This is a genomic window from Spirillospora sp. NPDC000708 (assembly GCF_040299565.1).
Lineage (GTDB): Bacteria > Actinomycetota > Actinomycetes > Streptosporangiales > Streptosporangiaceae > Spirillospora.
Map to the genome: position 1 here is coordinate 56,628 of NZ_JBEPCJ010000012.1, position 23,866 is coordinate 80,493.

A 23,866-nucleotide genomic window follows, 5' to 3' on the forward strand; every position below is an offset into this window, starting at 1 on the left:
AGTCCGAACCATCCCCGCAGGCGCGGGGCCCACCCGTACCGGCCGACGTTGAACAGAGCGAAGCGCGGACCATCCCCGCAGGCGCGAGGGCCGACTGCGTCACGAACATCTCGAGCGTGCAGGCCCGGGAACCATCCCCGCGGGCGCGGGGCCGACAAACTCATGTGCCCCCGGATGATCGAGGCCGGAGAACCATCCCCGCGGATGCGGGGGCGACTCCATCGGCTGGTCGACCACCACCACCGTCACCGAATCATCCCCGCCGGTCCGGGGCCGACCCGTTCGCATACTCCAGCGCTCCGGTCTCGCGGGAACCATCCCCGCAGGCGCGGGGCCGACATGCTTCTCCGCCCCGTCGAGATGTTCTTCCTCGAACCATCCCCGCGGGCGCGGGGCCGACTGCTGGGCGCCGATGTGGTTCCTGCACTGGCTCGGACCATCCCCGCAGGCGGGTCCGACGTCAGGTCCGCTGGTGACGGTGAGAGCGGGGCCGGACCATCCCCGCAGGCGCGGGTCCGACGTGAGCGAGCCTCTCAGGCTCCTAGAAGACCCGGGACCATCCCCGCAGGCGCGGAGCCGACAACGAGGTTCGCGGGAGCGTGATCCCGAGGTGCGGACTATCCCCGCAGGCGCGGGGCCGACCAAGGAAGAAGGCACGACCGCGCGTGTATGACAGGACCATCCCCGCAGGAGCGGAGCCGACGCCTGCTTCACGGCGAGGTCCGCGGCTGCCTGCGGACCATCCCCGCAGGCGCGGGGCCGACTGTCACTGGTCATCTCCGATCTCGTCCCGGAGGGGACCATCCCCGCGAGCGCGGGGCCGACGGCGGCCTGGACATCGTCGACTACCGCGACCCAGGACCATCCCCGCGGGCGGGGGGCCGACGCGTTCACCACGGGGTCCGTCAGGTCCTGACCCGGACCATCCCCGCCGGCGCGGGGCCGACTGCACCTGGACCCGCTGATCCCCGGCGGACAGGGGACCATCCCCACGGGCGCGGGGCCGACCACCGGTACAGCTCGTTGCCCTGCCGGACGTAGGGACCATCCCCGAGGGCGCGGGGCCGACAAGCTGACGTCCCAGCCGAGCAGGGTGTCGCGCGGACCATCCCCGCGGGCGCGGGGCCGACCACCAGTTGTGGTTGGTGGCGTAGGTGGAGAGGGGACCATCCCCGCGCGTGCGGGGCCGACTCCACGGATGGTCGCGGGGAACCCGTTGAGCGGAACCATCCCCGCGCGTGCGGGGCTGACGACGAGGAGACCGGAGAGATCCAGGTCCGCCCGGAACCATCCCCGCGGGTGCGGGGCCGACGGCGACCCCGAGGCTCGCCGACGGGGAACTATCCCCGCAGGCGCGGGGCCGATCCATGGTCCGTACTCACGCGCCAAGGAGGTGAGTGAACCATCCCCGCGCGTGCGGGACCGACGACAATGCGGGCCCGGGGACACGAGCGGTCGCCAAGCGGACCATCCCCGCACGCGCGGGGCCGCCCCCGTCTCGATGAACACAACACCCCAGGGGTAGGGCCAACGCCCTCGTCGTCCTGGGCCTGCTGCGCACCGGCGGACCATCTCCGCAGGCGCGGGGGCGCCCCGGCGATGCCCACGTGCCCCGGGTCGATGCCGGGACCATCCCCGCAGCGCGGGGCTGACAGGGTGTGGGCGTTGGTCTCCCAGCACTTGAACGGACCATCCCTGCAGGCGCGAGGCCGACCTAATCTGGGGCGGACGGAGCGTCTCCGAAGGGGAACCATTTCCGCGGTCGCGGGGCCGACCCCTACGGACGCCTCGGCCCCACGTCATCGCGAGAACCGACCCCGCGGGCGCGGGGCCGACGACTGGGCCACCCTCATCAAGGCCCTCTCCCGGGAACTATCCCGGCGGGCGCGGGGCCGACTTGAGCAGGGTCGGACCGAAGATCTGTCCGAGCGAACCATCCCCGCAGGCGCCGGGCCGACGCGTGGCGGCAGAAGTGGGTGAGGGGCCACAAGGAACCATCCCCGTAGGCGCGGGGCCGACTTGACGATTCCGCCCGGGGTTACCCCGATGCTCGAAACATCCCCGCAGGCCCGGGGCCGACGTTGATCGCGCCACCCGGTCCACGACGACGAATCATCCCCGCAGGCGCGGGGCCGACCAGGACGGCCGCACCACCGATCACCCCGAGCTGGAACCATCCCCGCAGGCGGGGCCGACGCATGCGCGGCGGGGCGGTCACCGTGGTCAGGGGAATCACCCCCGCAGGCGCGGGGCCGACCAGGCCTGGACCTCCGCGCTGTGGTACTTGGAGGAACCATCCCCGCCAGGGCGGGGCCGACTACCCAAGGTCATGCACGCTGCCCTGGGCCTTGGAACCATCCCCGCAGGCGCGGGGCCGACACCACCGAGACCCTCGACACCTGACACGGCCGCCGTCCCCCTGCCATGACACCAGTGAACCACCCAGCATGTGTGGGGCCGACGCAAGAACGGCAGCCATGCAAAGTCGATCTTCGAACCATCCCGCTCGCGTGCGGAACCAATCTGGGGGTGTGTCAATCTAACGGCTGATCTTGGTTGTGTTGGTCAGTTGTTGCTCGGGGTCAGGCGGCCCTCGAAGGCGATTTGGAAGGCGTTCAAGGGTGCCTTCCAGCGCATGGTCCACCTCTTGCGGCCCTTCCCTGTCGGGTCCAGGCTCATCAGCGCCATGTAGATGCACTTGAGGGCGGCGGCCTCGTTGGGGAAGTGCCCGCGGGCGCGGACGGCCTTGCGGATGCGGGCGTTGACGCTCTCGATCGCGTTCGTGCTGCAGATGACCTTGCGTATCTCGACGTCGAAAGAGAGGAAGGGCACGAACTCGGCCCAGGCGTCCGACCACAGCTTCACAATTGCCGGATACTTGACGCTCCAGGACTCCTGGAACTCCAAGAACCGCTCCGTCGCCGCATCCTCGCTGGGTGCGGTGTAGACGGGCTTGAGGGCCTTGGCGACCTTGTCCGTCCTGCCGGGCCGCGTAACGGAACGAGTTCCGCAGCAGGTGAACTACGCAGGTCTGGACAATCGTGCGAGGCCAGATGGTCTCCACGGCCTCGGGAAGGCCCTTGAGCCCGTCACAGACCAGCATGAGCACGTCGTCCAGGCCGCGGTTATTCAATTCGGTGAACACGTGCAGCCAGTACTTCGCGCCCTCGCCGCCGTCGCCTGCCCAGATGCCGAGGATGTCGCGGGTCCCCTCCACGGTCACCGCCATCACGACATAGACCGGACGGTTCGCGACATGCCCGTCCCTGATCTTGACGTTGATGGCATCGACGAACAGGACGGGATAGACGCCTTGAGTTCTATCGATGGTTGCGAACGTTCCTGATGGAGGGATGTTCGGTGCCTCGGTGGGCTCCTAACAAGATGCCGCTTTCGGTGAAGAAGCGATACTTCGAGCTGTTGAGGGAGGGGTACAAGGGGGCGGCGGCCGCGCGAGTGATCGGCGTGTCGGCCAGCTGCGGCTCGAACTGGTTCATCGACGCTGGCAGCATGATCGTCGCTGACCCGCCGGTCTCGTCGCGCTTCCTGACCCAGGACGACCGGATCACCATCGCCGACGGGTTGCACGCCCGACGCGGCGTCAAGGAGATAGCCGCATCCATCGGCAAAAGCTTCCAGACCGTCTACCGCGAGATCAAGCGGGGCAGCAAGCCCGACGGCGGCTACGAACCGTTCTGGGCGCACAACCAGGCGTTGCTGCGCCGTCGACGTCCCAAGGCCACCAAGATCGAGGCCAACCAGCCGCTGCGGGCCCTCGTCCGCCGCAAGCTCGAGGACAAATGGTCGCCGCAGCAGGTCGCCCGATTCCTGTCCCGCGTCTACCCTGACAACCCGGCGATGCGGACGTGCCCGGAGAGCATCTACCGCGCCTTGTTCGCCGGCCTGCTCGGCCGCCGGGCCGGCAAACTGCGCACCGGTCGCGTGCGGCGCAGACGGCAACGCCGCGGTGTCCCGAACCCCAGCAAGATCAAGAACATGAAGCTGATCACGCAACGGCCGCTGGAGGTCAACGAGCGCCGTACCGTCGGGCACTGGGAGGGCGACCTGATCATCGGGCGCGGGCAGGGATCGGCCATCGGCACCCTGGTCGAGCGGGTCACCCGCTACACCCGGCTGATCCACCTGCCCAGCGGGTGGAAGGCACCCCAGGTCCGCAACGGGCTGATCCTGCAGACCGCCGACATCCCGACCGAGCTACGTCTCACCCTCACCTGGGACCAGGGCCGGGAGATGACCCTGCACGAGGACATCGCCGCGCTCACCGGCTTCGACATCTACTTCTGCGACCCGCACTCGCCCTGGCAGCGCGGCACCAACGAAAACACCAACGGGCTACTCCGCCAGTACTTCCCCAAGGGCAGCGACCTGTCGCGACACACCGCACAAGACCTCGCCGAAGTCGCCCGCCAGCTCAACCATCGGCCCCGGCTCGTCCTCGGCGACAAGACCCCAACCGAGGCCATGAGAAAATGGCTCACACCAACTCTGACCAGCTAGTTCGCAACCATCGCTGGAAACCGCCCGCGGTCGAGCGGACGGTTCTGCCATTCAGCCATGCCGTCCATGACCTTGTCGTTGATGGTGGAGATGGTCTGCTTGGACACCTCCGCCCCGTAGATCTCGGCCAGATGCGCGGAGATCTCCCCGTGGGTCAGGCCCTTCGCCGACAGCGACAGCACCATCTCATCGACGCCGGTCAGACGGCGTTGCCGCTTCTTGACCAGCTGCGGCTCGAAGGTGCCGGCGGTGTCGCGGGGCACCCTCACCTCGACGGGTCCGACGTCGGTCAGCACGGTCTTGGCCCGGGTACCGTTGCGGCTGTTGCCGTTGTTCTTCCCGGCCGGATCGTGCTTCTCATAGCCGACGTGGTCGGTGATCTCGCCCTCCAGGGCGGACTCCAGCACCCGCTTGGTCAGCCGCTGCAACAGCCCGCCCTCGCCGGTCAGCTGCAGCCCCTCGTTCCGTGCCCGGTCAACCAGCATCGCAACGAGCTGCTCGTCCGACACCGCACTCGACGGCGCCTGAACCTGCTCGGCCTGCTCGTTCTCCACGGCGGTCTCCGTCATCAGACGCATCTCCTTGATCATCAGATCCGCCGTTAATTAGACACTCCCCAATCTGGCGATGCGGTCGTCAGTCGGAAGCGAGTGGGAACTTCAAAGGCTAGAACTTTGGCTTTAGCCATGGGCAGTGGCAGGGCGGGCGAGGGTGAGTAGGCCACAGCCGTAGGCGCGGGCGCGGCCAATGCCGTACGTGAGGGTTGCTCGTAGGGCAGACTCGTCGGCTACTTCTAGCAAGCCGTGGAATGTAACTCGGTGGAGGGCTACGTTCTCTCCGCGTTCCCTGGCGAACCTGATCCGGTGGCGATCCACTAGGCGGAGGTTATGGGCCTGTTCGGTGGGAAGTGGATGTGGATTGGCGGCAGGTAGGATATTGAACCCTTTCTTGGTGGATTGCTCGAGGAGCCACGAGGTCTGCTGTTCGGCCGTGACATGGGGTCGACGGATTCCGCGTTGGCCACGCCGAGCCTCGACGTAGGTGGGATTCGCGGTGAGGCGGAACGCGTACTGTTGCCCGGCTTTCAGTTGCCGAAGGAGCGGCTCGTAGGACTTCGTTGCCCAGGACGGGACGTCGGAGCGGGGCCATCCGGCCTGTTCAACCAGGTGTGTGAGGTCGGGACGGTGAGCGGAGACGATGTAGAGGGAGACCCTGTGGCTGGATTCGGCGTCCAGACGCCATAGAACGCGGTCGTCGGGGGCGAGGATGGGTGGGAAGCCCGCCATTACGGCCGCGTGCATGCGTTGAGGGCTGCCCAGCAGGTGGATCGCGCCGGCTCGGCGGGGGTTGAGGAAGGCACGCGTCAGATACATGGGGCGCTCATCCCAGCAGGTCCATGGGGTCGTGAGGGGTGGTGGGAGGGTGCACGGGTATGGGGTCTCGCCGGTGTTCGGCGTTGCGTTTGCCGAAGCGGCGCTGGAAGGGAGGGGAGGGGAGCGGTATGTCGGTCAAGAAGTCGTCGCCGTGCCGGTTGTCGATGATGATTTCGCAGGTGACGTGGGTTTCGTTGCGGTGGCGGCGCCGTTCGGCTGGGCCTGCCTGCCATTCGAGCTGGGCGAGGGCCGCCGCGACCGTTGGATAGCGGTCGGTGTGGCCGATCAAGATCGGGCGGGAGGGTGGGCAGGAGCGTCGTCCGAGGTAGAGAGGATGGCGGGGCGTCTTCAGCGCCTCGGCCAGTTGCCCGGTGAGCGGGCCTTGTAGGGCGGCTACGAAGACGGCGTCGGCGATGTAGTGGCGGCGGGTGACCTTGGTTGATTCGTGGGGACGGAGGGTGGAGCCTGCGGCGGTCGGCATCCGCTGCAGCGCCGGGTCCGCGCTGCGAGAGGCGGCGGTGACGGTGTGGTAGTCGACGAGAAGTTGTCCCGGTTGGTCGATGCGGACGCCGAAGTCGAGTGCCGCGAGGTCGGACAGGTCGGCCCCGCGGGGGCGGCCAAGAGCAGACGCCAGCAGGCCGACCACTCCTGACTTGGTGGGGGCGGTGCGGGTGCTGCGAGTGTTGTGCCGGCTGGCGATGCCCCAGGACTGCAGGGGGCCTGCCAGCCGTAGAAGCAGCACTTTCATGCTGTGATCCGTTCGGCGAGCTGGGCGCGGACGTTGTCCAGTGCCTTCTTGAGGGGCTGGGCGGGTGGCAGCTCGATCTGCTTCTCGTCGCGGACCCGCTCCCCGAGCCAGGGGGCGTACACCAGGGCGCTGGCGAGGGGGTTGGTGCCGTACATCTGGTCCTGCTGACCGTGGTAGGTGACCAGTTGCGCGACGGAGGCGGGCACGATCCCGCCCTCGGGGGCGCGTACCGGTTCTTCGAAAGCGCCGACGAGGCTGACCGGTTGGTCAGAGCGGATGCTGAGCATGATCAGGTCGGGGCGGGTGTGGGCGGCGAAGGTGTTCTGTTTGCCGGTGGGCATGGCAGTGGCGAAGGTTTCGGTAAATGCCACGGCGAGGTCCAGAGCGCGGTCTGCCTCGCCGTCGAGGTTGGCGATCAGGTCTCGCATGGAGACGGTGGCGAACCGGTACAAGGTGGCGGAGTTGAACTCGATGGTGCCGATCATTCCCGCGCCGGTTTCGTCTTGGCGGCGGGATTCATCGTCGACGGCGGTGAAGTAGTCGAACTGGTCGCCGACGACCTTGTGGGTGGAGATGGCGTGGGCGACCTGGCAGGCGGCATCGACGTTCAACTCGGGCGCATCGGCGATCATCCTGCCGAAGAGCGCGACGGCGCCGGCGTGCCCGGTGATACCGAGTTCGTGGAGGTTGAGACCGGTGATGCGTTCGCGCATCAGGTCGATGTCGTCGGCGACCTCTTCCAAGTTGGCGGCGACCAGCGTGTCGGCGACGCGTTCGACCTGGTCGTGGCCGAGGAAGAGCAGGTATTCGGTGGTCGGCTTGTTCTTGGCGAGTTTCACCTTCTTGAACAGCGCGAGTGTGGCAGCGGCGCCGATGGTGTCGGAAACCGCGCCTAGCGCCGGGCGGCGAGCGGTTACAGCGTCGCCGATGACGCGGGGGAGTTGCCGGGTGCGCAGGCCACCGTCCTTGGCCCGGTCGGGGTCGTTGAGGAAGGCGTCGCGAACGGCGCGTTTCCAGGCCTGGGAGGATACTCGGGCCCGCAGTACACCCCCGTAGGTCGCGGTCTTGGGGCTTCCGGACTCGTCTCTGTTCAGGTTGGAGGGCGGTACGGACTGCAGGACGTGGACGTCGAGGAAGGTCATTGATCAAGCCCCTATCTGTCGGTTGCTGCGGTGTCGTCTTGGTCTTCTTTGATGCTGGGAACCCACCGGTAGTCCAAGCCCCAGCGGCGGCGAATGCGTGCGCGGCGTTCCGGATCGGGCCAGCTCTCCAGGTCGGCGGCGAGCGCGAGGTAGTCCAAGGGGATGGCGTGCTGACGGAGTTGGGGGACTAGAGCACGCAGGTGGCCGACCACTTCTTCGACGCTGTCGGCGGTCGCGGCTGCCAGGAACCGGCGATCCACTCCCTCGGGGGAGGTGCTTTTGAGTGCTTGGTGCAGGCGCCCAGCGGCCCTGCCGACGCTGGTTCCGCGTCGGTTGCCGGAGGCGTGGTGCATCCGTTGGTCTTGTGACTGCTGGTGGAAGGCGTACAGGGCCAGCGTGTAGTGGACAGCGGCCTCCACATGTTCCTGCGCCTGTGGGCCCCAGTGCGGGGGAACCGCCAGGCTCACCGGAGCGATGTACTGGAACATGGCGGGGACGTCCATCGGCTTCTTGCTCAGCCCTCGCCGGCAGGCCGCCAGCCCGGCCCGGTCGAAGTCGACGACATGGTTCCGGTGGACCACGAAGTTCTCCAGAACGGCCGCCAGTTCGTCCTGCCAGCGAGGTCGTGGGGCTGAGGTGGGCGATGTCACGAGTCGGCCTCCTGAGGTGGCTGGGGGAGATCGGTGTTTAGTGCCCTGCGAAAGCGGCTCTCGGCCAATGCCGCGTCGAGCCACTCGGTGCGGTCACGGGCCAGGTTGACCAGACGCCCCCGGATCGCCGTCGGAGGCACTCGCCAAAGCAGTTCGTCGGCGATTTGGTGGGTCCTGAGCCGGACCGTGGACCGCCATTGATAGACGGCCTCCTGGGGCAAGCCGCCGCCGTCGAGAGTGGCGATCCAACGGCGAAATCGTTGATCCAGTGTCGCGTACAGACTCATTCGCGCGTTGTCTCTGCGACCGTTCAGCAACCGGTCGTCCTTGCACCCTGCGGCCTTGGCGAGGTTGGCCGCCAAGGTGCCGAGATGGCGAGCGGCGCACTCGGCATCACGCACCCCGTCTAGCGCCGCTTTCTCCCAGCGAAGGTCGTTCAAGCCCAGGACCGCGACTGGCACCGGGAGGTCATCGACATAGGTCTCCTCGATGGTCGCGTTCTGATTGCCGTAGGTCATGCCGATTGCGCGCAACAGCAGAAGCTTTCCGGCCAGTGGCCCGCTAGCCAGCCTGCGGAGCTGCACCAGCACATCGGGAGGCTTCAGCTCGTCAGGTGCGGTGTCGGTCACCGACTGGTGGGCGAGGATCGCGCCCAGCCCGCGCCACAACTGCCGCCCCGGCTGATGAACGATCGGCATGAACACCGTTCGTCCCAGTTTCTTTTCTTGCGCGATGCTGCGCCGCCACGCAGTGTGTGGCTCCGTCTGGTATAGATCGGCAGTGCGGAGCCGATCGCCCGCGCATAGGACAAGCTGCCGGACCCGCGGCCCGTCGAGAGTGGTTTCGGCGACGAGGCGGATGCGTCGTCCGAGCCAGGTGTACAGCTCCAGCAGCCCAGCAGGGATGTGCTCTCGCCAGCGCGCATCCGCAGGGGGGCGTTCCCAGGACGGCATGTCACCCGAGCCGCTGTTGTCATTACCCAAGATCATCAGGTTGTACATCAGGGTGTGCCAGAGCGTCGTCCCTGTCGGTATGAGTACGCCTAGCTGGCCGAGGGGACCGGTCGGGTTACCGGTCGTCTTGCCCGCCTTGGCCTTGGGGTCGCCGGCTGCGGCCGTTTTGATGGCAGCGGTGTCCCATGCGAGTGCGTGCAGCAGCCAGCGTGCAGCCTCGGCCGGAGTCAGCGATGGCGGCTCCTGGTCGCGGACCGAGGAGAATATGGGTGCGTTGTTGCCGGCGGCCAGAAACGGGATGGCCAACGCGATCGTCTTGGTTTCGTCGTTGCTGCTGCGCAGTCCGGCGACCTGCCCGAAGGGCGTCTGCGGATGGAACAGGTCGAACCGGTGACGGACGTCATTGAGGTAGCGGCTGATCGGGTCTGCGGGCAGATGTCCCTGCTCCCACAGCAGGATCCATTCCTTGGCGGAGCGGGGGCCAGGGTGGGGCCCGTTCCAGGCGGCGCGGTGGATCACCGCCAGCATCAACCGCAGGATCGGCGGGTACTGGGTAGCGGTGTCAAGCGCCAGATCCTGGATCTCGTGGGCGCGAAGGAGAGCTTGCCTCAGCGAAAGGGACGTGGCAGTGCCATCGATCAGCAGGCACGGGAGCCACGGATCGTCCACGAGGTTGAACGTCAACAGTGAAGATGTTCGCGGGGGCGTGCCGGTCGAGATATCAGGCACGGGTGACCTCCAATCCAGTGTCGGGGCTGTAGCTGATCTGGCGGTCGGCCATGCGGAGCGGTTCTCCGGGCGGTAGCAGCAGCACCCGTGCCCGCGCCAGCCAAGGCGTCGTGCGCCAGGCCGCCGGAGTGAAACTCTGGTTCAGGGCCGCGTCGGTCAGTTGCTGCGGAAGCCGGATGGCCTGGTCCAGGATCGTGTCGATCTGCTTGGACGTGGGACGGCGCCGCAGCGGAATGAGCGACCGTTCGCTCGCCGCAGAGACTGGGAAAGCGTGCTCGGGCACTTTGGCGTCCCGTTGGGATTCGGGTACCTGCAGCAGGATGACCTCGATGGCGCGGGCCCCGAGGCGCACGGTGGCCTGAACCTCCGGATCGTCCTCATCCCGGGCATCGCCGATACTGCCGATAGCGGTCAGGGAGTCGCAGTCGGGAGGCGGCAGGATGATCTGGCGTGCCGCGAGTTCCATCGACGCCAAGGTGTCCTGGTGATCCTCGGCGGCACGCTGGAGGTCACGCTGCCAGGAGCTTGGGCCTATCGGCTTGTCTCCATATACCTTCTCGATCAGGGTGGGGATGTCCTTGGGGATGTTCACCAGCTCGTGGCGGCGCAGCGCCGCCGCCGTCCGCCACAGCAGATGCTCGCCATAGACCAGCGCGCTGCCGAACGGCAGCCGCGGTGGCCCATCTGGCACCCACGCGCAGCCCGCCACCAGCAGGCGAGGTTCTCGCAGAGGCTCAGGCCGGTGGTTTCTGCGGTGACGATGCACTCGTCCAAGCCGTTGCAGCAGCAGGTCCACCGGCGCCAGATCGCTGATGCCGACATCGAAGTCGACGTCCAGGGATTGCTCCGCCACCTGCGTAGCCACGACCACACGGGCGCTGGGCTGAGCTTTCCGCTTCGGACCGAACTCGTTGATCAAAAGTTCGTCACGAGCCCGACGATCCGCAACTGTGAACCGGGAGTGGGCCAAGGTGACCGCTCTTGAGCCGAACTTATCTGTCAGCGCCTGCCAGGTTCGTTGCGCTCGCCCGACCGTGTTGCGGATGATCAAGGCGCTGCCGCCAGCGACTAGCAACTCCGTGATCGCGTTGACAACGGGGCCAGGGGCCTCACCCGGTTCATCAAGAAACTTCAACTGTGCAGAGATAACGTCAGCGGATCGTGCTGGCATCACTCGTAGTCTGGACGCGCCGTGACGGACACGGGTGATTTGCGGATAATGCCTCTTCGCTGCTGACTCGACAGCTTCACCTGAATAGGCAGCCAGGAGTTCCCGGCGTGTCCGTTGCGGCAGCGTCGCCGACAACAAGACCACCGGTACTTGCAACGCGCCGAGCCACGACAGTACGCGCCGCAAGATGACCGACATGTAAGCGTCGTACGCATGAACCTCATCGATGATCACCACTTTGCCGATCAATCCGAGCATCCGCAGAGCCACATGCCGCGCTGCCACTCCCGCCAACAGCACCTGGTCGACCGTGCCCACCACCACCGGGGCCAAGAGCCGTTTCTTGCCGCCCGACAACCACTGCGAGGCGCTGATCCCGCCATCGCCCTCATCGACTCCGACGCCGTTCAGAAGCAGCTGCCGATACTCCTCCTGGCGAGCCGCCTTGCCGTGCGCTAGAACAACCGTTGTCTGACCGGCCTGCCCTGCCAGCCACTCGGTCACCCGGCTGAACATCTGGTTTGACGTAGCCTGTGTCGGCAGACCAACGAAGACTCCATGGGCCTTGGACCGAACCGCCAGGACCTCCGCCGCTGCGAGGGCCGCTTCGGTCTTGCCCACTCCCATCGGCGCCTCAATGATCACCAACTCGGGTCCCTCGGCCCGTTGTGCCTCCTGAAGCGCTTTTGCTTGAACCTCGCGGGGCTCGCTGATGTCCGGCCACCGCGCGGCGAAGAATACCGATGGCTCGACCCCAGCCAGGTCCGGATCCGGCCGCCAGACATCCCGCAACCCGATCACATCGTTCGTCCGTGCCGCCGTCGCCAAGGAATCCTGCGGGTAGTCGTCCGCGAACGGCGCTCGGTAGCCGTACAGGGCCTCGGTGCTGGCCAACCAGTCCGCCAGGATGACAACCCCAGCGACGCCCATCTGTACTGGTACAGGCGGGTGCACCTGCCTCCACGCCGCCGGCTCGGCACTCAGATGAGCGGAAACCGCCTGGAACAACTCCTGCCGGACCCCGGCCCACCCTGGATGCTCATAAGCCAGCGCCCGTTCGGCGACCTCCCGCCACAGGGGACCAGGAAAGACGCCATGGTGACCAGCAAGTACGAGCGCCGGCCAGTCCGCCTCGTCCCACCCCGCTGTAGCTAGCAACTGCCGCAACGAGTAGGCCGACACCAACGAGTGCGGGGTCCGTGTCCGCTCGGAGAACGGCAACCCGGCTCGACGCCCAAGCCGAGCGTGCCACGCGGACTTGGACTGGAAGTCCGAGGCCTTGCCAAGGTCGTGGAGCGCTGCCAGCCAGCAGACAAGGCGCCCGGCCTCTGCCTCCCCGCCCGGAACCAGATCGCTAAGCTGGGACTTCAGGGGCTGCGGCAAGAACTCCCGCCACAACCACCTGGCCACATTGCCTGTGTCGACAAGGTGGGAGACCAGCGGATGCCACGCCAGGGCCGGGACTGACTTCTTTCTACTGGCTTGCCCGGTCTTACCCCACACGGCAGACGCCGCGTCCGACAACTCCATGAAGACCCCCCTTAGACGGCCGCCTTCGTTGTACAGCCGGCCACCGACAAAATTCGGCCGGGTCTCAGCAGTCACCTTTACTGGTCGGCAAGATCCAAAATCACTGCCTTCGATCCCCGCGGGAGCGGGGCAGGTGTCCACCGAAACGCTCAACAACGGACAATCTCCGCATAAGCGAAGCGTGGCGAAAAAACTGATGATCGACTTGACGTCGGAAGTGAGGTCGGCGCCAACTCCAACTTGTTGAGCGTATCGGCATGCGTCGGTCGATGTCGCCACTCATGCGCAGTCGGTCGTCCGCCTGACGGACGTCATCTAGGTGCGGTAAACACCTCTTGAGTGCTTCGCGCACAGCGATGCAAAGCGAGGGGAGACGTGTGCCTGATCGAGAGTCGCCGAGTAAGATCAACTGGAAGTTATTGATCTCTGAGCGGCCAAAGCTGCTGGGTAGTACCGGATTCTGGCGTGAGTCGATAAGGGCGATCCTGATCGCCCTGGGCACGCGACTGTGCTGGGAGGGGCTCCGCCGCCTCTTTATGTGACGGCTGGCATGCAAACCTCGTCGAAGGCCGACGGAGCCCCCGCTCTCCCGCCTATGGGCGGGAGAGCGCCTCCATCATGGAGGAAGAACCTCCTATCGCTCCACAGAACCCACAGACAAAGGAGCCGCCAAGGCTTCGACCGGACTCGCAAGAAGATCTTCACGCGCGGAGGCGGCGATGACGACGAGGCTCAGGCCGCCGGCCCTGCGGCCGCGGGGATGCTTCTCGACGGCGTGCCGCACGCCTTCCCGGAACTCAGTCGGCCCGCGCCTACGGAGATGGCCCCACGACCTCGGCCTGATGTTCGACCTGTCCGGCGTCGGTCCCGCGCGCCTGCGCGGATGGTCCCACGGCGGCGGCCGCGTACGCACGGGAAGACATGTCGGCTCCGCGTCCGCGGGGATGGTCCTAGCTCACCCACGTAGTTGGGCAAGTTGTAGGTGTCGGCCCCGCGCCCGCTGGGATCGTCCGCCGCAGCTGGTCAGCTGCGCCTCCTCGGGGACGTCTGCTCCGCGCCTGCGGGGATCGTCCGTACCACGTCTGGTTCCCAAACATCACCAAGACGTCAGCCCCACGCACGCGGGGATCGTCCCAGCTTCGGCCACAGCGTGTTGTATCGGATGCGCTCGGCCCCGCGCCCGCGTGGATCGTCCGGCGTTCGCGTCCGGGTACGGCGGCGACGCGTCCTCTGTTCCGCGCCCGCGGGAATCGTTCCCCGTAGGACTCGCTCCTGCGGGACGCCTCCACCTCAGCCCCGCGCCCGCGGGGATCGTCCGACCGTGCTGTCGGTCATCGCTGGCTCGAACGCCTCGGCCCCGCGCCCGCGGGGATCGTCCCTTCGACACCGAGCGGATCGCCCGCCTGCTGCGGTCTGCCTCGCGCCCGCGGGGATCGTCCGAGCGCGGCCCGCGCTCTCGGCGACGACTCCCCGTCTGCCTCGCGCCCGCGGGGATCGTCCGCGTGCACGACGCCCCGAACATCCCCGTGAGCCGTCTGCCCCGCGCCACCGGGGATCGTCCAGAACCGGGAACGCTACGGGCAACTCGCAGGCGGTCTGCCCTGGGCCGGCGGGGATCGTCCCAAGCCCGGGTACGTGATTCAGGCGCCGCACACGTCTGCCCCGCGCCCGCGGGGATCGTCCCACGGTGCGGAAGTGGGCGTCCGGCAACAACGCGTCTGCCCCGCGCCCGCGGGGATCGTCCGAACGAAGAGTTCGCGTCCACTATGGACGGTTGGTCTGCCCGCGCCCGCGGGGATCGTCCCGAGCTCGAGCCGGACGTCCTGCCGGTGCTGGCGTCTGCCCCGCGCCCGCGGGGATCGTCCCATTGACACTTTCGTCAATCACTACGCTCCGACGTCTGCCCCGCGCACGCGGGGATCGTCCCGCCGAGTGGGCGCAGGCGGCGAAGGAGGAGCTGTCAGCCCGCGCACGCGGGATCGCCCCCAGTAGACAGGAACGGTCCCATAAGGTCCCTGGTCAGCCCCGCGCACGCGGGGGTCGTCCTGGGACACTCTCCCACCTGATCGTCGCCCCGGGGTCTGCCCTGCGCCCGCGGGGATCGTCCCGTCTCGCTGATCATCACCTACATGTCCATCAAGTCTGCCCCGCGCCCGCGGGGATCGTCCTCCGAGCTTGCGATAGATCCGCTCGCCCTGCTCGTCTGCCCCGCGCCCGCGGGGATCATCCCTCCATCGGGTCCAGGAACGACATGGAGACGCCGTCTGCCCCACGCCCGCGGGGATCGTCCGGTGCCGCAGACCACGACCTGTTCGGGCCGGATGTCTGCCCCGCGCCAGCGGGGATCGTCCGAAGTCAGACCACTGATCGACGATGGTGATCGAGCCTGGCCCCGCACCCGCGGGGATCGTCCCGACATGGTCTGGCGTACCACCACGACGCCGTCGTCTGCCCCGCGCCCGCGGGGATCGTCCTCGCCACGTCGATCCGTAGCACGCCGCTCAGCGGTCTGCCCCGCGCCCGCGGGGATCGTCCCGTGTGGACCCACTTCGCCATCCGCGTCACCAAGTCTGCCCCGCGCCCGCGGGGATCGTCCCCCCAAGGCCCCCCACGATGGAGCGCGTCTATGAGTCTGCCCCGCGCCCGCGGGGATCGTCCCGCGCTGACCGGCGGTTACGCGGGCCGGGTAGCGTCTGCCCCGCGCCCGCGGGGATCGTCCTACTCCCGATGTTCCACTCGCCCGACGCCTTCGGTCTGCCCCGCGCCCGCGGGGATCGTCCTCGATGTAAACCGGGGGGCGTCACTGAGCGTCGGTCTGCCCCGCGCCCGCGGGGATCGTCCCGGGTTAGACCAGGCGCGAGCCGCCATCACCGCGTCTGCCCCGCACCCGCGGGGATCGTCCGAACGGCAAGTGGAAGACCACGGTCAGCACGACGTCTGCCCCGCGCCCGCGGGGATCGTCCGGCACCCGAAGGGGTGTCCCTCGCCCAGGTCCGGTCTGCCCCGCGCCCGCGGGGATTGTCCAGGGTCCGTTGCCGGGGTGTCGTTGTCGTTGTAGTCAGTCCCGCGCACGCGGGGATCGTCCGCGCGAGGAGACCGGGCGATGACCACCGAGAGGTCAGCCCCGCGCGGGGATAGTCCGTGGGAGGCCACGCGGCGCCTGCAGCGGAGACGTCGGCCCCGCGCCGCAGGGATGGTCCGTCCTATCGGGTGTCGACCGTGCCGCGCTTTCCGTCGGCTCCGCGTTTGCGGGGATGGTCCGCAGTGAGACCGGCGTCAGCTCCGCCGGCGTCACGTCGGCCTCGCGCCTGTGCGAGGAGGACTCGTCGTTGGCGATCGAAGGTACAACGAAGGGCGTCCGGATGCGGGTTGGCTGTCGAGGCGAACCCGGGCGGTGGCGCTCGCACTGCTGGGGAAGCGGTCGTTGTGGTCGCGTCCGACCAAGGTTAGCCGCGTGCGCTCTGCATCTGGTTCTCGTTGCGCACGTGCCTCATTTGACCGGTCAAACCGAAAAACGTGCATGCGTGGCCCGATGCTTGCGGGTCAGCGCTTTGGTCAGGAGTAGATTTTGCGATCGCCACCGATCGGGCGCCGACTGGTACCGGCGATGGGTCGCTGCTGATGTCAACTGGATGCCTCGCAGTCATGGCTGTCGGAAGACTGAGTACTTCTCGCGCCGTTGAGAAGGCGAGACGTCCGCGTTTAGGTCATAGCGGAGATTCCCTCTTCTCGTTTGTCAAGGGTTCTTTGGACGCTGCGATACGCGTCCTCGACGGGACCATCCCCGCAGGCGCGGGGCCGACGGCGGGGCGAGCGTCGCCATGTACCCGGCGGAGGGACCATCCCCGCGCCCGCGGGGATCGTCCGTGATGACCCCAGGCCACGGCACCTCCTGCGGCGTCGGTCCCGCGCCCGTGAGGATCGTCCCGGGCCCACGGGCTATCCGCCCAGCTACAAGACGTCGGCCTCGCGCCCGCAGGGATCGTCCTCCCGTGTCTCCGGATTACGGGCTCCTCGGGCGGTCTGCCTCGCGCCCGGGGGATGCTCCCTGGCTGAACTAGATCCTCAACCAGATCGGCGCGTCGCCCCGCGCCCGCGGGGAGGGTCCGCAGTGGGACGGTGTCACCTCCGCCGGCGTCACGTCGGCCTCGCGTCTGTGCGAGGAGGACTCGTCGTTTGGCGATCGAAGGTTTAACTCTCTGTTACCTGGGCTTTCTCATGATGTCTCGGTCCGACGAGGCGAAGAGATCTTCTATGCGAACCGCATGCAGCTTTCGCGTGTGTCCGTCCCGGGGGATGGATCTGGATGTTGCGGAGGTCCTGGACTACCGGTCGCTGCCGGATGGGATGCCGGTGCTGCTGGACGAGAGGATGCGTCCGATCGAGCCGGTGTGCGGGTGGTTCCGTGCGTCGGCTTATGCGGGCAAAAAGCCAGAGACGATGCGTGCGTATGCCTATACCGTCCGACGGCTGGCGGAGTTCCTGGTCAGACGCGGCATTGATCTGCTGTCGGTGACCGAGGGGATCTGGTCTCCTACCGCCGGGCGCGGACCGAGGTGGCGGACCGCCTGGTCGATGACGTGATCTGGGACCGCGAAGCGGTGGTCATCAACCTGTTCTAAGACCACCTGCTTGACCAGGGGCTGATCCGACGGCGTCCGTTCCGGTTGACCGGTGCGTCTCCGCATTGGCGCAGCGCGCTGCGGTCGGGAGTGCGGCGTGAGATGCAGGCCCACAGCTCGCGTCGCCGTTTCTGTCGAACTGGGGCGCGCAGTCCAGCCACTCGGACGCTGAACACGCACCGGCGTTTGCACGCTGCGGACCTGGTGCGGCGCCAGCGGTGGGCGCCGCGTTCCACCATGACGAGCAGGCGTTGCGCGAGCATCTGGCCAGCCACGGCGGCGGCATGGCGACCTGGCTGCCCCACCGGGAGAACCAGCGGACACCTGATTGGGGCCCCGTTGACGAGGGGCTGCTGGCCAGTGCGTCACGCCAATAAATACCGCTTGCGGCGAAGGCGGGGGACAGGACTAGGAAGAGAGCGGATGGTGTCGCAACTTAAAGGCGGCTGCCTCGCTGGTGATCTTCCTCGCGAGCGGCGCTCTCGGGGGTTCCGGCCAAACTTGCAAAAGGTAGTGTTCCTCGCCGCCTACACTTCGCTCGATGTCAAGACCGCTTGCGTGAAACCTCAAGCGGTAATCTCCGGCGCCTGCGGGCAGATCAGGGAGATTGTGGACCGTGTCTCCTCCGCCAGTGATCCAAACGCGGCCCGATGGCGACTCGTAACTAAGTTCGACGACATCCTCAAATGGAGCGAAATCTGCGCCCGGATCGCGAGGAGACGCAACATAGACCAGGTTGACGTTCCCCACATGAGTGCCAACAGAAAAAATGGCGTAGCCAAGTACTGCTCGGAGAATGCCAGCACTTGCAGAATCGGGAATACTTGGATTGATGGGATCATAAAATTGGTCGCCGAACTCACCCGTCCCGGAGCCTACGTGCAGGGCTATTTCCGTCCGGAAAATCCCGGAACTCGGAACATCGTCATTTGTCATGTGTCGCTCGCATTGATAGTGTGACGGTCCGATCGTCTCGAGCATTCTTGGTCGAGAGCCTATCATGCATCCGCGGCGAGTTAGCAGAAATGAGCGATCGACGCGTCGGCAGGGTCCGTCGACAGCACATGGCCATCGGCGGACCCTGCGATCGTGCTAGACCAGGCCCTTAACTATCCAACATTCTTGAGGAAAAGAGATGGGCCCTGGTCGGTCTTTTGCGCGCAGACTCCGCCTCCGTTAGTGAAGTCTTCGGTCTCGTGCCCGGCCCAGTCGTCGATAGAACTCCCATTTCCGAGTGGTTGCCAGGATGAACAGTTCCACCCGAATTCGTATATTCGCGTCCGATCCGCATAGAACGGCGTGTAGGCGCCTCCAGGTTCGGTCTCCTTCGTCATCGTGTTGTTGAAGAACACGTTATTGTATCCGGATGATCCGGACCATTTGACGGCCTTTCTTCCTGCTGCCCACCAGATCGGGTACCAGTTGGAGTTGTCTGGAGGGCTGTCTCCCTCGTCCCCGCAGTTGCTGAAGCAGTTGGCGGACCGGTGAGCGAAGGGAACGTTGGATCGGTTGTCTTCGATCAGGTTGTTTCGCTCCCAGCCGCCATGAAGGTTGAAGTCTGAATCGATATCGTTCCCGATCGCGACGTTTCCGGATGCAGACCACTGGAAGGTGAAGTGCCGCAGGTTGCGGGTAATGTTTCCGGCATAGATCGAATCCCATACGCGAGATCCGCGGAAGTATCCGTTCCCGCCCTTGCCCTTGTTCCAGGATCCATCGAGGTAGTTATCTGTGATGGTGAGGTTCTTTGCCTCTTCCGTGACGATGGGGTGGGAACCCGTCATGTCGGTGTGGACGTTCTTCACCCAGTCGTTGATCGCCCACTTGAGCACGATGCCGTGCATCGCGCCCGCAGGGTCCATGTTCCCGTAGTTGTGAACGGCGTCGCCTCTGTTGAGCGAGGGCTCGTTCTGGCTGATCGTCAGGTTCTCGATCCCGACACCCAGGATGGGGTCGACTATCGGGCTGGCCTTGGAGGCATAGGGTGCGGTCGTTGTGGCGGCATCTGCGCACGGGCTCGGGTTCTTTGGTGCGGGTATGGGGTCAGAGCCATCGGAGGTCGAGTTCACCGGAACGTCGTATTCCAGGGGCTTGTCGATGGTGATCCATTTGTCGGTGGACGAGTTGCCGACCCCAGTGATCTGGAAGATCTGCTGCCGCATATGCATGTCTTGCAGGTCGAAGTCTGTGGGCAGAGCTTGCATCTGCTGGTAAAAATTCATCGTGTTCGCGGCACGAATGTTAATGTATCCGCCCACCTTGATGTTGGCCATTACCTTGCTTGGCGTCTTGACATCGAGGTAGACCTTGGAATCGCCGGTCCGTGCAGCGAATCCGGTATCACCAGGCTTGTCTCTAAGTTTAGCTCCTGCCTTCCAATGCACGTTTACCGTGCCTTCGAAGATATCTTTTCTTCCTTCAGGTGAGTTGTCGTATGCAGTTTGATAGTCCGGGTGCACGGCGCGTGACTGCACGCGGAACAGGCCGCGTCCCGGCCATAGCCAGCCAGCTGTAGCGATGGTCTTGCCGGTGTCGTCCTTGACGGTCATGCAGTCCTGGTCCCACCGACTCCCATCCGGGGTGACGGTGTCATAGCGCGTGGTCGCGTCCGGGGTGAAGACCATACGTGTTCCACCCGAGCCCGTCCCCTGCCCGCTGATGACCAGATAGTTGACGTCCACCCAGATCTGCTTGGAGACCTCGAGAGTTCCGCCCGGAAGGATGATCTTGCAGAGGTGCGTGTAACTGCCTGATGTGCAGTTGGTCTTCATATAGTCAATGGCCGCCTGGATCCCGGCGCTGTCATCGACGCCGTCGTCTGGCTTGACCCCGAACTGGTTGCTCATCTGCTCGGCGGAAATAGTCGTACCGCCGAAGTCGCTGTCACCCGGCAGATCGCCGCCTTGCAGGTAGCCGGCCTTCGACCAGTCGTAGAGCCCAGTGATGGGTGCTCGACGGTTTCCAGCAGATAGGTTAAGGCCGGTCTGCGGGGCCGGGCTGGAAGGTGGCTTGTCGGGGTAACTGCATGTATTGGTGGTGTTCGGGTGCCACGTGCGGTTGCCGGTGAAGGTTCCCTTGGGGATGGTGACGTAGAACGGATCGTTCCTGAGGATGTGGTATTTGGTGTACCACCAGGACAGCAGGGTGCCCCCTGGCGAATTTTGGTTTTCGTCAATCATTCGACAACTGTAGCCAGGACCATTTGGAGCGGCGGCACCCTCTTGGGTCGATGCGAACGGGAATTCGTCGCAGCTGTCTCCCTGCCCGGCTGGCGGTTTCGGGTTCCCGCATGCCTTGGTGCGATTCGCGTCGGCTTCCCCGGCACCGTCATTTTTCCGCAGAGCATACCCGGTACTGCTGTTGACGCCGGCTCCTGGCGTGAGTCCCGGTACCCCCCGGCCAATCTGAGCGTCGTAGATGTGCTTTGCGAGCTCCCGGTAGGGACCGTCCAGGGTGTAGCCGTAGATCCCGGTCGTCGGGTAATTCGGATCCGGAGTAAAGTCGGGAGTGTACTCCGTATATACGCATCCAGGAGTGATTCTCCCCGATATGGCGTCACAGCGAATTCCGGACGGCGGAGACGGATAATAGGTGCTTGCCGGGTCCGAGCCGCCGGGAGTCTCGAAGAATATGCTGATGTTAGGCGTGGAGAAGTTGAACAGGGCCGGCGGATTGGCTGTTCCTGGCGACACGTCCCAGTCGCCGTAGGCGGTAGTTATCCCATCGACTGGCTGGAGCGGGAAGCCCCGCCCTCCGGTCAATGAGGTCTTTGCTCCTCCGGTAGTCTGCTGAGTAGCAGGAGACCAGTCGCATGCCGAGGCATCTCTTTCGCAGCCCTGTGCCTGGGCTGACACAGTGGCGCCAACTGAGATTGCGCCGAAGCTGTCCGGTATGTCCTTATCGATGTCGACACGGTAGACGTATTCCTGATCTGGGTATCCCCCGGTGGGAAGAGGGCCCGATTCCAGGGCGTATGCGAACTGGAAGACGTTCACCTGGAGCCTTCCTATCAACTTGATAGGAATACCGGATTCATCTAGCTCCCAGGAGTTCATGCTGTAGCCTTTTACGGCACACGTGGCTGTTCTCGTATATTTCCAGACGCTGATGCCACAGTCCGAGGGGGGCGGGTCCGAACTGCTGGCAATGCTTCTCTGTGACGACTGCGCCTTGGCGGCTCGCGTCAGTGCGTCCTTAACTGCCTTCGCGTTCGGTGTAACTTCTTCCATGCACTGGTATCGTTTGATGCCCTTCTTTCTGAGTTCGGGTGCCTTCTTGCGCATGTCGGTGCAGGAGTTGGGCACGCTTCCTGCTCGTACCCGCCCTCCAAGTTGCGTCTTCATCTCCTTGGAGAGAGCGCGTGGGCGCTGACCTGCCGTCGGGGCAGGATTCTTGCTGGGCTGTTGAGGCGAGGAGATCGGTGCCTTCGGGGCCGCGTCAGCAGGCTGGATGTTGATGCAGAGAAGGGCAAATAATGCGATTGGGACACTTTGCAGTATTTTCCTCATTCACTTCCTTTCGCTGAGCTGTTGTGTTGTTCGCGCTTTCCTGTAGCGCCATATTTGTAGTGTGGTCGTTTGCTTTCCTTTCTTTATGTCACCCCCTGAAGGTGTTGGTCTGAAAGAGTTGATGGGATGCGTCTTCAGTCCCAGAGGTGCGCTGTAGTGCACATGGAGTGGCGCAATTGATGGACCCTAGGGGGTTGGGTTCTCTGAGGCTCTCTGCTCGACCTGGAACGGGTCACTGGGTATATGAGAGGTATTTCCGATCTTTGGATCACAGGCAATCTAACCCGGTGTTGCGATCTTGGGAAGATGTGGATGATCGAGGCGTATTGTGATCTGGATCACACAATGGATTGGCTCATTAGAATGACCGATATCGGCCGTTCTCTGGCCTTGGTGAGCCTTCGTGGGTAGAGCTACCGCCGTCAGAGGGCGCCCCTGAGGTCCTTCGAAGGTGCGGCTTCCCTGCATCGAGTGGGCATGCTGTCGAGGCAAGGATCGACGGCACTCGGCATGGGGCTCTGGGATGCGGCAGTCGACTGAGAGCGGCACTGCCGCACTCACATCGCCTGTAGCCGCGCTGCTGGCTCAGCCTCTCGGAGCCCATAGGTTGGACCCATAGGCCGGGGCAGAGTGACTGGCGGCCGTGCGGAAGCTCCGGTGTCCCATGAGACATGTGGATTCTGGAGAACACCCGGTCGTCAGCACGGACTGATTGCGCAGACCAGCCTCGGCCCCGCGCCCGCGGGGATCGTCCGAGTACCAATGGCCTTATATCCGGAGGCCGCGATCGCGAGCACGACCAGCCTGATGGGGGAAGTAACGCCGCAGGGACCGGGGCGCAGCAATGCGGTCACCCGCCTTCCCGATTCGCAGCGCCCTGTGAAGACGGCTGGACTGTTTCAGTTTTGGTCGGCGGACCACTGAATCATGATGGCCGGGGGTGTCGCCTGCGCCCAGATGTCCAGTGCATCCACGCCGAGGACGGTTCGCCGCCATGCGCCAGTGGTCGCTATGACTTCGCGTGATCGACGACCTGCTGGTCCAGGGCCGCCTGCGTCTCCGGCGGGAGTTCAGCGCCGTCGAGTTCGAACACCAGCGGCGGGATGGTCGTGGGCGGATCCGCGGGACGGGTCCCCCAGGCAACCGATGAGCAGCAACGGCACCTCGCACGCTCCACACGTTGTCACCCACACCGTGACCTCATACGCCATGCCTGCGGCATAGCGCGTCCCCCCGGGTGGTCGGTGAGCTCGGCCGTGTCCGCGCGGCCCCAGACTGGTGCATGGGCATATCCCGCAATGCAGCGCCGCAACCGTCCACACCGTCCCTCACCAGATCCCACCCGCAGCCGCAGTCATGCGTGACATCGACGACGTCCCCTGCGACCGGCACCTAGCAGCCAGCGCCACCTTTCATGCCAACGGCGCCACCTACACCACCGACGCCCAGGGCCGCCCGGTCAGCGCCGCCGACAACCTCACCGCCTCGGTCGCCGACCGCGGCCCCTGCCAGAAGGTCGGCCACATGGCCGACGCCCCCGGCTATGACGGCGGCCATCTCATCGCCGCCACCCTGCACGGCGTGGACGAACGCTAGGACCTGGTCCCCAGTGGGCCAGCGTGAACCGCGGCATCTACGAGAAGATGGAGGTCGGCAGCAAACGCTGCCTGAAAGCCCTCGGCGGGCGCATCACCCACTACCGCATCCACCTCACCTACTCCAACCCCACGACCCTGGTCCCCGACCTCTGCAACACCGACGTCACCGTGGACGCCGCCGACCACCCCGAGCAGACCATCCGCCTCACCATCCCCAACCGGGCCCTGGAGCACAGCGAGTACGGCAAACTGCGCGGCGAACTCGAACGGCGCCTGACTGCTGCCGGCTGCACCTAGTCCCCGCGCTGGACGCCCCTGGCGCGG

The 23,866-nt window shown here is 65.7% G+C and carries 13 protein-coding genes and 1 pseudogene; 5 read left to right on the forward strand and 9 right to left on the reverse strand.

Going from position 1 to position 23,866, the window contains the following annotated elements:
- Positions 1 to 2,565: 2,565 nt before the first annotated feature.
- Positions 2,566 to 3,310, reverse strand: a pseudogene (locus tag ABT299_RS11495) (IS256 family transposase); the annotation flags it as partial.
- Positions 3,311 to 3,360: 50 nt separating this feature from the next.
- On the opposite strand from ABT299_RS11495, the gene ABT299_RS11500 reads away from it, so the two are divergent.
- A complete protein-coding gene (locus tag ABT299_RS11500) occupies positions 3,361 to 4,518 on the forward strand; it encodes an IS30 family transposase (protein WP_500250710.1) in 1,158 nt (385 codons plus the stop codon).
- On the opposite strand, the gene ABT299_RS11505 is transcribed toward ABT299_RS11500, so the two are convergent.
- The 7 genes from ABT299_RS11505 to cas3 all read right to left on the reverse strand — a co-directional run bounded on the left by ABT299_RS11505 (position 4,515) and on the right by cas3 (position 12,814).
- Positions 4,515 to 5,003, reverse strand: coding sequence for a transposase (locus ABT299_RS11505; protein WP_500250711.1), 489 nt, complete (start codon positions 5,001 to 5,003; stop codon positions 4,515 to 4,517). The two genes, ABT299_RS11500 and ABT299_RS11505, sit on opposite strands and share 4 nt — an antisense overlap.
- 195 nt (positions 5,004 to 5,198) lie before the next feature.
- A complete protein-coding gene (gene cas6e / locus ABT299_RS11510) occupies positions 5,199 to 5,891 on the reverse strand; it encodes a type I-E CRISPR-associated protein Cas6/Cse3/CasE (protein WP_500250603.1) in 693 nt (230 codons plus the stop codon).
- A 7-nt stretch (positions 5,892 to 5,898) separates the two neighbouring features.
- Positions 5,899 to 6,639 carry a type I-E CRISPR-associated protein Cas5/CasD gene (gene cas5e / locus ABT299_RS11515; protein WP_500250604.1) on the reverse strand — a complete coding sequence of 247 codons (741 nt, stop codon included), beginning with the start codon at positions 6,637 to 6,639 and terminating at the stop codon, positions 5,899 to 5,901.
- The gene (cas7e, locus tag ABT299_RS11520) at positions 6,636 to 7,781 is read right to left on the reverse strand and encodes a type I-E CRISPR-associated protein Cas7/Cse4/CasC (protein WP_500250605.1); all 1,146 of its coding nucleotides are present in this window, start codon (positions 7,779 to 7,781) and stop codon (positions 6,636 to 6,638) included. Before cas7e ends, cas5e begins: the two co-directional genes overlap by 4 nt.
- A gap of 11 nt (positions 7,782 to 7,792) precedes the next feature.
- On the reverse strand, positions 7,793 to 8,431 hold the full coding sequence (gene casB / locus ABT299_RS11525; RefSeq protein WP_500250606.1) for a type I-E CRISPR-associated protein Cse2/CasB: 639 nt from the start codon (positions 8,429 to 8,431) through the stop codon (positions 7,793 to 7,795).
- Positions 8,428 to 10,068: a type I-E CRISPR-associated protein Cse1/CasA gene (gene casA, locus ABT299_RS11530; protein ID WP_500250607.1), complete on the reverse strand. Its 1,641-nt coding sequence runs from the start codon at positions 10,066 to 10,068 to the stop codon at positions 8,428 to 8,430. The genes casB and casA overlap by 4 nt, the downstream gene beginning before the upstream one ends.
- 37 nt (positions 10,069 to 10,105) lie before the next feature.
- The gene (cas3, locus tag ABT299_RS11535; protein ID WP_500250608.1) at positions 10,106 to 12,814 is read right to left on the reverse strand and encodes a CRISPR-associated helicase Cas3'; all 2,709 of its coding nucleotides are present in this window, start codon (positions 12,812 to 12,814) and stop codon (positions 10,106 to 10,108) included.
- A 4,296-nt stretch (positions 12,815 to 17,110) separates the two neighbouring features.
- On the opposite strand from cas3, the gene ABT299_RS11540 reads away from it, so the two are divergent.
- The gene (locus ABT299_RS11540; RefSeq protein ID WP_500250609.1) at positions 17,111 to 17,398 is read left to right on the forward strand and encodes a hypothetical protein; all 288 of its coding nucleotides are present in this window, start codon (positions 17,111 to 17,113) and stop codon (positions 17,396 to 17,398) included.
- Between the two features lie 461 nt (positions 17,399 to 17,859).
- Entirely contained in the window at positions 17,860 to 18,396 is a 537-nt protein-coding gene (locus ABT299_RS11545; RefSeq protein WP_500250610.1) for a hypothetical protein, read from the forward strand.
- Positions 18,397 to 18,545: 149 nt separating this feature from the next.
- Here the strand turns inward: ABT299_RS11545 and ABT299_RS11550 are convergent, their stop codons facing one another.
- Positions 18,546 to 21,944, reverse strand: a complete 3,399-nt coding sequence (locus ABT299_RS11550; protein WP_500250611.1) for a NucA/NucB deoxyribonuclease domain-containing protein — start codon at positions 21,942 to 21,944, stop codon at positions 18,546 to 18,548.
- A gap of 1,356 nt (positions 21,945 to 23,300) precedes the next feature.
- Here ABT299_RS11550 and ABT299_RS11555 point away from each other — a divergent pair.
- The gene (locus ABT299_RS11555) at positions 23,301 to 23,540 is read left to right on the forward strand and encodes a DNA/RNA non-specific endonuclease (RefSeq protein ID WP_500250612.1); all 240 of its coding nucleotides are present in this window, start codon (positions 23,301 to 23,303) and stop codon (positions 23,538 to 23,540) included.
- Between the two features lie 23 nt (positions 23,541 to 23,563).
- Positions 23,564 to 23,839 carry a hypothetical protein gene (locus ABT299_RS11560; protein ID WP_500250613.1) on the forward strand — a complete coding sequence of 92 codons (276 nt, stop codon included), beginning with the start codon at positions 23,564 to 23,566 and terminating at the stop codon, positions 23,837 to 23,839.
- Positions 23,840 to 23,866: the final 27 nt, after the last annotated feature.